The 11,515-nt window shown below is 48.1% G+C and carries 9 protein-coding genes; 1 reads left to right on the top strand and 8 read right to left on the bottom strand.

Annotation, left to right across the window (positions count from 1 at the left end):
• Positions 1-253 (top strand): beta-barrel domain-containing protein (locus IQ235_RS07845; protein ID WP_502652667.1); only part of this gene is annotated, 253 nt, incomplete at its 5' end.
• A gap of 93 nt (positions 254-346) precedes the next feature.
• Here IQ235_RS07845 and IQ235_RS07840 read toward each other — a convergent pair.
• From IQ235_RS07840 to IQ235_RS07805, 8 genes are all read right to left on the bottom strand, one after another.
• Positions 347-769: a DUF3114 domain-containing protein gene (locus IQ235_RS07840; protein WP_264320926.1), complete on the bottom strand. Its 423-nt coding sequence runs from the start codon at positions 767-769 to the stop codon at positions 347-349.
• Between the two features lie 93 nt (positions 770-862).
• On the bottom strand, positions 863-2,101 hold the full coding sequence (locus IQ235_RS07835; protein ID WP_264320925.1) for an MFS transporter: 1,239 nt from the start codon (positions 2,099-2,101) through the stop codon (positions 863-865).
• Positions 2,102-2,133: 32 nt separating this feature from the next.
• The gene (locus tag IQ235_RS07830) at positions 2,134-4,596 is read right to left on the bottom strand and encodes a TonB-dependent siderophore receptor (protein WP_264320924.1); all 2,463 of its coding nucleotides are present in this window, start codon (positions 4,594-4,596) and stop codon (positions 2,134-2,136) included.
• A gap of 495 nt (positions 4,597-5,091) precedes the next feature.
• Positions 5,092-5,262 carry a hypothetical protein gene (locus IQ235_RS07825; RefSeq protein WP_264320923.1) on the bottom strand — a complete coding sequence of 57 codons (171 nt, stop codon included), beginning with the start codon at positions 5,260-5,262 and terminating at the stop codon, positions 5,092-5,094.
• Complete coding sequence (locus IQ235_RS07820) at positions 5,263-5,412, bottom strand: hypothetical protein (RefSeq protein ID WP_264320922.1); 150 nt, start codon at positions 5,410-5,412, stop codon at positions 5,263-5,265. It lies immediately after the preceding gene.
• Between the two features lie 360 nt (positions 5,413-5,772).
• Entirely contained in the window at positions 5,773-6,690 is a 918-nt protein-coding gene (locus IQ235_RS07815) for a calcium-binding protein (protein WP_264320921.1), read from the bottom strand.
• 270 nt (positions 6,691-6,960) lie between these two features.
• Positions 6,961-7,758 carry a thioesterase II family protein gene (locus IQ235_RS07810; protein WP_264320920.1) on the bottom strand — a complete coding sequence of 266 codons (798 nt, stop codon included), beginning with the start codon at positions 7,756-7,758 and terminating at the stop codon, positions 6,961-6,963.
• An 87-nt stretch (positions 7,759-7,845) separates the two neighbouring features.
• The coding region (locus tag IQ235_RS07805; protein WP_264320919.1) for a type I polyketide synthase at positions 7,846-11,515 on the bottom strand (3,670 nt) is incomplete at its 5' end.

Here is an 11,515-nt window from a genome sequence, read left to right as displayed (position 1 = left end):
CCCTTACACCGATTACGGTCTGTTGCCTGGAACCGTACAAGCCATCGCCCCAGATACCATTGCCCCAAATAACGGTGTGGGTGTTGCGCCCTATTACGAAGTCACCATCGAACCGGAACGGGCTTATTTGGTACGAGAAAATGTGGAGTATCCCCTCAAAGCCGGGATGGATGTGAATGCAGACATTACCACCAATCGGGAAACGGTTCTGCGATCGCTCCTGCGAAGGGCTAGGTTGTGGGTGGATAATTAAATTCGGAAGGGGGAGTATTTTGAATGCCCAATTCCGAAACTGGGTTCGTAAGGCTCTTTGAGCGAGAGTGTCCTTATTTTCACTTCATGTAAGCTACTCCTCTTCCATCGACTTGTTCAAAGTCCTATGAATCCATTGTTCGGCATTTGCTCGATCGCCAAAAATTTGTCCAGAACAGCCGAATAAAACCTTGAGTGCTTTTGGAGCTATTTTCTGTTTATGTTTGGACATTTGAGAAAGATCGACAACTACAGCTATACCGACACAGTACCGAGCAATTTTCGGTTTATTTGGTTTTGCCCAAGTTACTACTAATTGATGAGATTTTTTAGCTCGCTCGATTTCTTCAGGATTATCTGGCGTTGCTTGAGGCTGATGTAAAATTAAACCAAACAGATGGTCTCGCGATAGCCAGTTGCTAAATCGATCGAGATATTGCTGGGTTTCTTCTATAGTCGCCGTATTTTCAAATTTAACTGAAACAATTGGATAATCTTCTTCATTAATTTTGACCATAACGATACATTTTTTCCGATCGACTATTTAACTATTTTAATATTGCCTGTCAGTTTTCATTTGAGGAAGAGATAATACTGCCTCTTTATCCTCTCAATCGAATTCTACAATATGAAAATATTTTGAAACTAAAAAAAAACCGATTAATATAATTATAGAACTCAACAAAAACAAGCTCTGATAGCCAAATTTTTCAGCAATTAAGCCGCTCAAGACTGCTGATAAAATACTAAAAATTGGAATCACCGATGTTTGTAGTGTATAGTCAGTTCCTCCCATTTCTTGGCGACTTTTATCCATCATAATAGTAAAAGTTGTCGTTCCTGTCATGCCAATCGAAAAAAGCGTAATACTAACAATTAAATAGAGGACAATTGGTTGTGTGAATTCAAAGGTTAGCAATAAATTTGCTAACGTCCCGATCGCTGTCAAACTTATCGCAATTAAAAACGATTTTTTTCGTCCAAGGCAGGCGATCGTCCAGCTAGCTGCCAGCGATCCGAGTATAGTCATCATCATCCCGAAAATTCCAATCAGCCAACCGATTTCCTCCAAAGATAAACCGATATCGACAAGTAACGGACGAAACATTGTTGCTGAGAGATTGTAGCCTGAAGTTGCCAAAGCCAAGACCACCAGCCAAATTTTCATACCGGGACGCTGACAGATATCGATAAAAATTTTGAAATATTCGATTGTCCGTTTTGGATTGAGACTGGTAATCTTTGGGGAGACTTTACGCGAGTTTGACGGTATCTTTTCCCGGTGAAACAATAGAGGAACTAAAGCAACCAGCATAATTATCGCTAAGATGAGCAAACTGGTCGTCCATCCCCAACGATTGAGTAAAATTAGCATTCCGCCACCCCCAATCGCCCGTCCGACAGCACCTCCGATACCCTGAATTGCATTTCCAACTCCCCGTTCTTCAGGCTTAAATAAGCCCAATGCGAGGGCATCGGTGGCAATATCTTGACTGCTACTTCCAATGGCAATAAATACTAGTCCCATTAAGAGAAGTGGCAAATTTGTCTCAACACTGAGGACGCTACAGAAGATAGTTGTACCCACAACCCATAACTGAAAGCAAATAATCCAAAATCGATAGTGCCCCCAACGAGTAAAACCATAAAAGTCAATGAGGGGTGCCCAAAGAAATTTTAGAGAAACCGGCAACAACAGAAGAGGTAAAAAACCGATCGCTTCTAAGGAAGCACCTTTTTGTCGAAGTAAGATGGGCAGCGCTTGATAAAGAAACCAAAATGGCACGAACTGCGATATATATAAGCTACCGACTAGCTGAAACTTTTTGAAGCTTTGCGTAGATACCATTTTGTAGAGACCACTTTAATTCTTCAGAAAAATCACAATTCGATCGAAACAGAAAATAAGACAGTAAATGGGTCTCCGACTTCAATATTTCTCAACCGATTAATGGGACTTCCTTGAATGTACTCGACATCAAAGATATTTTTAAAATTGACCGCAAACGTCCAGTCTTCTCGTTCGTAAGAAATCGCCGCGTTAGTCAGAAAATAGTCATCTAACTGAAAACTATTGTTGAGGTCGCCTTCTCGCTCTCCAACATAGTTAATCCCAACGCCAAATCCCAAACCCGCTAAATCTCCACTGGGAATCGTATACTTCGTCCAGAGACTCGCACTATTTCTGGGAATACCAATCAGGTGATTTCCAATGGGAATGACCGTATCTTCAGTCACTTCAGCGTCGATATGGGAATAAGATGCAACCAGACTCCACCCCGGTAAGAGTTCGCCTCCAAGGTCGAACTCAAAACCTTGACTGTTTTGCTCCCCAGTGCCAATAAAAGCATTAAAAACACTGGTTGCGTTTGGGTCGGGGGCGGCAACATTTTGTCTTGTAATGTTGAAATACGCTAGATTGGCGAACAGTCTACCGTCTGATAATTCGGTCTTCACGCCAACTTCAAATCCATCTCCTTCTTCCGGTTCGAGAAAGTCCCCTTCTTCTGTCGTACTGGTGTTGGGAGTAAACGATCGCGAATAGCTCGTGTAAAATGAAAGCTCCGGAATGGGCTGATAAACTAGACCGACGCGGGGAGTCAAAGCGTCGTTGTCCTGTGATTGTCGATCGCCTGGAATTCTGGCAATCGGACCTCGAAATGTATCCCCCGTCGTCAGGGTTTGTTCGACCGTGTCGTAACGCAGACCTGCGAGCAACGTTAACTCATCTGTAAACGAAACGCGATCTTGTAGGTAAATACCCAATCGATTCGTCCTGACAAATTCATCGAGTACGGAGACAAACTGAGATTCATCTCGTGGAAACGCTTCGTAAACCGGATCGAAAATATTTATCGGCAGGGGTGCGTTGAAGTTCCCTTCTGTCACTCGACTGGTGCTGTTATTGCTAAAATCCGCACCAAACAGTAGTTCGTGAGAAATCGAGCCGGTGTCGAAATCGCCAACGATGTTTGTTTGCAGGGCAACACTTTCTCTGAAGTTATCGACTGAAGCATCCAGACGGGTGAGAATGCCAGTGGTTTCATCAAATGCAAAGGGATTTGCCACTCGACCTTCAGCAGATTGACGACCGTATCGAAAGGCATTACGAATCTGCCAGCGTTCGCTGAATTGATGGTTGAAGGTATATCCAGCAATAAGGGTATCTTGCTCTCTCGAATCTCCAGGCTCGTTGGCAATTCGATCGCGCGGGATATCCACAAGACCGTCTCCAAATGCGAGCGTTCCCGTATCGTAAGGGCGCTGGTCGTTTAAATATTCTAGCTCGACGGTCACATCGGTTCGATCGCCGATATCCCAGGCGATGACGGGGGCAACAAAGAAACGCTCGAAGCTTTCATCGAAATCTCGAAAACTATCCTCGCTTCGGTACAGTGCATTGAGTCGAAAGAGCAAGCGCTCGTCAGAGGTTATCGGACCCGACAGATCGATCTGAGGACTAATGAAGCCTCGGCTTCCTACCTGAAATTGGGTTTCGTAAAATGGCTCTGCGACAGGCTTCTCCGTCACCAGGTTAATCACTCCTCCTGGGTTGAGATCGCCGTAGAGAATCGATGCGGGACCTCTGAGAACTTCAATCCGTTCGAGATTTGCGGTTTCTGCCAGCACGGATAAGCCGCCCCGAAGGGAGCTATCGGATGCAGATAAATTAAACCCATCTCGTAATATATTGGCTCGCTCGAATCCTCGGATGGAAAAGCGAAAACCGCTTCCTTCGGCAGTGTCGGCAACAACACCACTGGTGTTGCGAAGCGCTTCATCGAGTCCGGTCGCCTGCTGGTCTTCTAGAAGCTGCTGCGGGATGACTTGGACGGACTGAGGAACGTCGAGTAAGCGGGTGTCGGTTCGAGTTCCCGCATTCGCCTCCGGTACGAAATAGTCGCTGCCGTCCACTTGTTCCCCAATCACGACAATGTCGAGCGCGGGTACGCGAACGTCCAAAACAATAACCCCATCTGCACGCTCGACAATATTGACGACCGGCGAGGTCGTACTACCGACCACGGTAATCCGAACGTTGCCATCTTGCGGTTGGACGGTCACCGATTCAATACCGGGCGCTGGAGCGATTTGCTCGAAGCTCGCCCCTGGAGCGAGTTGGGTATCGATCGCATCGATAATCGAGGTGGTGCCGCTGCGGGAAGTCAAAAACTCAGGTTGCCGATCGTCTGTCGTTTCTAGAATAATTTCGATTCTGTCTTCAACAGTTTCGAGCCTCACTTGACCGATCTGGGTGACTTGAGCCAGCACAGGCTCAACGATAATTGCGCTCGATAGGCTCAAACCTGCTATTCGCAAGCCCCTCAGCGATAATTCTCTCATGCTTGAATTTCTCACTCACCCCATTCCTAATAGATTTAGTGTCAAATAGTATATACCAAATTAAAAACTAATTGAGAGTACTTCTTGATTAAAGTTTAATCATTAGGCTCAATATTGAGCGAAAAACTCTTCTCTGTCTATTTTCGATCGATCGAGGAAATCTCTATAAGCTTTAAATAGAAAGGCTTACAGATAAGTCGTGAGAGTCGATCGCGATTCTCGCTCTTTTTTTGAGTCGATCGTCTATTCACTATTAATATTGACTCTCTATTTCAATACTTGTATCCCATTTTTACCGCTTCACCGACCCCAGCATGTTTAGGACAACGCCGGATAATTGTGTAATCTGACCGAGGGTCTTTCCCCAGCTCCCCTTCACCGATACCTGAATCAACGTGCATAGCTCTTCTAGTGGCTACATCCTTGCTGCATTTCGGGATGAAAGTGAAGATGACTGTAAGAGCGAGCGATCTCCCCATGAATTAAATGGTGGTGCTAGCGATTTTCATCGTGCGCGTGTTCGTGTTCGTGCCACAGTCCGCGATCGAAAGTAAGTTCTGGTGGATTTTTAGGAACGAAACAGACAACAAAATGGATAAGAATGAGCAGTACGGCACAGATTAATCCGCCGTAGAAAAAATGATGGGTCGGTAACCCGCTACCCATTCATCCAGCCAGTAGATACGAAAATGCCCACCACAAATGACTCCAAGCAAAATGCGAGTCGTCAACTCGTCCTTGAACTTCAACAGAAACGCGATCGGCAATTAATGTTTGCGTGGGTAAATTGACGAGTGTTTGGTCGGCTCCAGCCACCAACCACAAAAACAACAACCCTAAAAGCAATGACTCATAAAGTCAGTGCCCCCGAGACGATCGCTCCGGCTTTTTCTCCTGCCAACTCAAATGCCAACAACGCTAATCCCAACCACGCGATCGCGTCTCCAACTAAGTTGACAGTCTGTGCCAAATAAAGTTGGGCAAACTTTGGGTTGTTCGATCCCTTGAAGCCATCGAGGTGTTTGACGCATTTTTCCGAAACGAAATTTTATAGCGGTAGGGAGTCGCGCGCGCGAAACGGCAAAAACCTTCCTCTTTTCAGCTTATAGGTTCGTCAGATATCCACGCCCTTAATGCGTCTGCATACGAAAAGTTCGCACAACTCGATCGCGGCATTTAAACACCGATAAAATTGCCGCCGATATCCGTTGATGTTGTATTGAGCGCCACCGCCAATACAGGACCATCGATAATCTGTACGAACGTGGATTCGACTAAACCATCGTTATTGGGATCGAGGACGACATCGCTGAGTCGATCGCCACTTTCGAATAGCGGCGCAACCAGTTGGGTAGGAAGTTGAGTTGATTGGAGTATTAAATTGTTCTCGGTTAACCCATCTGTGAGTCCGATTTTGTCGGTGGTACCGTCGAAATCGACAATCACATCGGTGCGAAACTGAGCACTGGTGGCAAGACGGTCGGGATCGCCGAGGGCAACGTCCGTTCGCATGATGAAAACATCTGCACCTCCGTCGCCTTTCAACACGTTAACACCACGGTCGCCAATTAGAGTGTCGTTTCCTTCGCCACCGATTAAAATGTCGCGCTCTTGTCCGCCAAAAATCAGATCGTCTCCTTCATTTCCTTCAATCGTGTCCGAACCTAAATTTCCGGCAAGGGTATCGTTATTTTGTCCGCCACGGATATCGTCGCCATCTCGACCGCCTAAGATGAGATCGTTCCCGAGGTCTCCAAAAAGAACGTCAGATCCGGCATTTCCGGCAAGAGTATCGTCGTTTTGTCCGCCAAAAATCAGATCGTCGCCCTCATTTCCCAAGACGAGATCCGAGCCGAGATTTCCAGAAATAGTATCGTTTCCTTGCCCACCATTTAGACTATCGTCATTTTGACCACCGAGCATTAAATCGTTACCATTTTCTCCAAATAGGACATCCAATCCGGCATTTCCTGCCAAAACATCGTCGTCCAAATTTCCCAAAAGGGTATCATCTCCTAACAATCCGATAACTGTATCGGCAAGTTCGGTTCCCACAAGTACGTTGGCATTTTCATCTCCAATTATCGGTTCCAAGTTACAAATCTCCTATTTATCGTTTTTAAGAATTTTGTGCGATCTCAAATATCAAGACCAAGCTTTTCTGTCGATTTTTTTACTGATTTTTTGTTCCGACTGCAAGGCAATTTTATGCTTTTTAAACTTAAAATTAAGTGTACTTTATTTGTATTAAATTGGTCAAGTTTTTAATCGCTTTTTGCAATACAAAAAAGAATTAGAAAATAAATAGCAATACAAAAAAAGCCAAAATAAACTGGCATTGTATAGCGACTTCACGAAACGTTCTTAAGTTAATTTTAGTTGCCGTATGTTTTTATTTTGAATTGAACTTTCAAAAATAGATTGCTGCAAATCTCGCACGAGCAATTTTAAAAACTCATTGCGATCGGAGTGAATAAAAAAATGATCCCCCGAGAATAGGTGTAATGAAATATCTTGCGTGCTTTGAGCTTGCCAAGCCTTCAAGAAATTAACCGTTGTTTTCGGGTCTTGAAGTCCGCCAAAAACAGAAATCGGACAGGAAAGTGGCTCTTCTCGAAGGTAAGAATAGGTTTCAACCACGGCAAAATCAGCTCTTAAAATGGGTAATGCGAGTTCCATCAGCTCAAGATTTTCAAAAAACTCAGATGGTGTCCCATTTAAGCGACGTAATGCTGTTAAAAACTCCGAGCTTGGTAAGTGATAAATGGGTGACTCGAACGGTGGGATTTGCGGGGCGCATCGCCCAGATACGCACAGTCGAATAGGAGAGATTTGATGCTGTTTTCGCAGCAGGCGCGTTAACTCAAAACCAATTAACGCACCCATACTATGTCCGAAAAATGCAAAGGGTTTATCCAAATAAGGATAGAGCGCTCGTGCAATTTCGCGAACGAGAGGCTGAAGTTGCGCGATCGCCGGTTCTTGTAGCCGAAAACATCGCCCTGGAAGTTCGACGGGATAAATGCGAATTGCCGATGGAAAATAATCGAGCCAACTCCGAAATGCTAAAGTTCCACCACCTGCATAAGGAAAGCAAAACAAACGAAGACGATCGGAATCGTTAGGCGTAAGATGGGGAAACCAGAGACTATTAGGTGTCATTTTTTAGGGCAATCGAAATAATCGGAAATCAGAATAGCTTGAGAGTAAAACAAGAATCGAGCCAGTGTTACCCAGCTCTAAAAAAAGCTATAAAATCAAACGTTCTGTTTCATCAGACTGTTCGAGGGAGGGGGATATAGGGCGTTCGGATGTCATTAACGACGCGATCTCCCGTTCTTCTAAAAGGCAGTTTGCTAATTGAGAAATGGTCGAGCGACCTAAAAACTGCTCGATCGACAAACGAACTTGCCAATCAGTTTCGATTTGACTGCGGAGTTCGAAGGCAATTAAAGAATCCACCAGTTCTGCCAAAAACTGCTGTCTTTGGAGTTTTTCCGCTGGTAATCGTAACAACTTGGCAAGCGTTGCCATTAAGTAGTGCTCGGCAAGTTCGAGTTGCTCGGATGGGGAAATTTCCGACAACCGCGATAAATCTAGCACGACGGTTTCAAGCCGATCTCGTCGATCGAGTTGAGAAGAGCAAGGGGGAATCGAACCAGATTGAGATGAAGTGGGATGCCAACGCCGCAACTGCAATCGAGTTGCCCGCATCACGCATTCTCCTCGATCGTCCAAGAGCATCAAGTCCGCTTCCAGGGTTGCCGTTTGCTGGCTGTCAGACCAATCCGTAATGGGTATGCGAACTTTTGCATGAACCCACAACGGCACATTTTCCCGCTGCGAATCGTCGATTTCCAACTGCTGCAAACTGAGAATAATGTAGGCATCCGGACAAGCTGGCGGCAGACAAGCCGCGAACAGCGAAAAACACGCATCGAGTTCCTGAATCGGTAAGTTGTACTCCGAAGCGAGCGTTAATTTCGATCGAGCCAACTTGCCCAACGCTTCGCCGTCTCGCCGCCAAACCGTTTCTAAAACTTGACAGCTCGCTCCGAGATCCGCACCGAGCGATCGCACCTGTTGGTAGAACGTTGAGGCATTCCAACACTCGCGACATTGACGTTGTACTTCCTCGATGGCGATACCCGAGTTCCGAGAAAAGGGAAGGGAAGAAACGAGTTGAAGTTGTCCGGTAATGTGAGGCAGCCAGCGTGCGGACTCTCCATCTTGGGACTGGTAACTAAAAATTTGAAATGCCGTTCCCTCGGAATTTTCACCTTCGGAGGTTAAGATAGCCTGCACCCGACGAACGGACACCGAGTCAAAGGCGAGCGGGTGGGGAACGAGCAACGAGTTCCACGCGCGGATCGGACGGCCCCACGTCGCGATCGCTCCGGCTTGCAGCATTTCCAAATACACCACCAAATTGGCAATCGGTTGACCTTGCAAGCGATGATCGCGAACTAGGGGAAGACGATCGAGATGCCAGTCGGCTTCAAACTGAATCGCATTCAGGGGAGATGCCAAACGTTTTCCGAGTAGGGAATGGGAAGACGATGGTTGAGTGGCAATTTCGTCTAACCCGTAGGTTTGTCGCTCGAAGGGGTAAGTCGGTAAGGCGATCGGAACTCGCCGTTGTCCTTCCTCAACCGCTTGCCAGAGAATATCGGCTCCGAGTACGTAAACTTGACTCAAGCTACCCAAGAGTACCTGCCAATCGTCTCGTTCGGAATCTAGAGAAGATAACCAGAGGAGGTTACCGGAGGTTTCAATCGGCGCGGACATCGACCCGATCGCGATCGCCACATTGCAACCCGCTTCTCGAATTGTCGCCATCGCCGCAGCACCAATCCGTTCTGGCGAATCTTGAGGGGCGGAATCGGTTTGCGCCATCGTCTGTCTCAAGAGGTCGGACAAACTCAAGGAACCCGAAGCCCAAGCTGCAACCCGCTCGCCGATGCCATCTCCAACAATTACCGTGGGTTCGATTCCCCAGGCTCTCCAGAGTTGGGTGAGGGCAACTTGACGGATCGCAGCGATCGATTGCTGCCAATTTTGGGGTAAGTTTTGGGGTAAGTTTTTCTCTGGGGGCGAAGATGGGACGGGAGCCACCTTTCCTTGCAACATCGGTAATAACAATTCTCGATCGCCACCTTCGAGACAATCGACGCAAGCATCGATCGCCGCTCGAAATTGAGGTGCGCTTTCGTAGAGCGAGGCTCCGGCGCTGGGGGGTTGAGATGTGGCGGGCGGAAAATAGAACGCAATTTCGAGCCGCTGCGCTGAGTCCGATTCAGGCATCGATGCAGCGCCCCAGTTTTGCGGTAAGGGCGCGACCGCTTGTCGAGCCTGTAGCATCTGTTGCAGTTGGGCTTTGGTGGAGGGCAGGAAAGCGAGCCGATGGGTAAAGTGAGAGCGTCCCGCATTCGCCGTCGCACAAATATCCGCTAATTCTAAATCCGATCGCTGCTGCAAGTCATCCGCCAACGCTTCAACCCGGCGCTCGAGAGCCGATTCGGTTTTCGCTGAGAGGCACAAAATTTGTCGATCGCGAGGTTTTGCTGCCGTTGCGGGGATATCCGGTGCGGATTCGAGAATCGCGTGGGCGTTCGTCCCGCTAAAACCGAAAGCGCTGATACCCGCCAGACGAGGCCTATCGCTCGACCAGGGCGTTAGCTGAGTGGGAATGGAAATCGCCCCTCGGGCCAAATCGATGCGATCGTTGAGCTGTTGTAGGTGTAAGTGAGGGGGAATTTCCCCGTGCTGCATCGCCAAAACCACCTTCATCAGTCCGGCAATACCCGCAGCAGCTTCCAAATGACCGATATTGGTTTTCACCGAGCCAATCGCTAAAGGCGTTCGGGTCCCGTCTGAACCCTCGCCTCGAAGAACCGCAGCCAAAGACCGAACCTCAATGGGATCGCCCAACGGCGTTCCCGTCCCGTGGGCTTCAACGTACCGAATATCTTGGGGGTTGACCCGAGCGTTTTGCAAGGCCGAGCGAATCACCGCTTGTTGCGCCGATCCGTTGGGAACCGTCAAACCACTACTGCGACCGTCGTGGTTGACCGCCGACGAGCGAATCACCGCCAAAATGCGATCGCCGTGGGCGCGAGCATCGCTCAACCGCTTGAGAACGATCGTCCCGCAGCCTTCGCCGCGACCGTAACCATCGGCGGTGGCATCGAAGGTTTTACAGTACCCATCTGCCGACAGGGCATTCAATTTCGCCATCGCCAGAGTGGTTTGGGGAGCGAGCATCAAATAGATTCCCCCCGCTATAGCTTGGCGACATTCTCCCAAGCGCAGACTCTGACAGGCGAGATGAACGGCAACTAGAGACGAAGAACAAGCCGTATCGACCGCCAAAGCCGGACCTTGCAATCCCAGTGAGTATGCAATGCGTCCGGCGGCAACGCTCAGGGCATTTCCCGTGGCCGTATAAATATCGATGGGCGAGCGATCGCCAAATAGCGAGGACTGCAAAAATTCGTTTAAACTAATCCCGATAAAGACTCCCGTATCGCTCCCCATCAGTCGGGAGGGGGAAATTCCCGCATGTTCTAAGGCTTCCCAACTAACTTCCAAGAGCAGGCGCTGTTGGGGGTCCATCGTCGCCGCTTCTCTGGGACTGATGCCAAAAAACTCAGCATCGAATTCGTCGATTCGTTCCAAAAATCCCCCGCGTTGGGGATCACCCGAATCTGTTCTTGCCAACCTTTTCCGACGGCACTCGGGAATCTCCCCCACAGCATTTCGACCGTGACGCAGCAGTTGCCAAAACGAGGCGGGATCGTTTGCTCCACCGGGAAAGCGACAGCCCATACCGACGATGGCGATCGGTTCGGTTCGCGATCGCTCTAGGGTGTCGATGCGATGCCGCATTTCTTGCAGCGCTAGAGCTGCTCGTTGCAGG

The sequence above is a fragment of the Zarconia navalis LEGE 11467 genome, from assembly GCF_015207075.1.
Classification (GTDB): Bacteria; Cyanobacteriota; Cyanobacteriia; order Cyanobacteriales; family Geitlerinemataceae; genus Zarconia; species Zarconia navalis.
The sequence above is the reverse complement of the archived record's forward strand: the minus strand, read 5'-3'. Positions and strand labels throughout refer to the sequence as shown.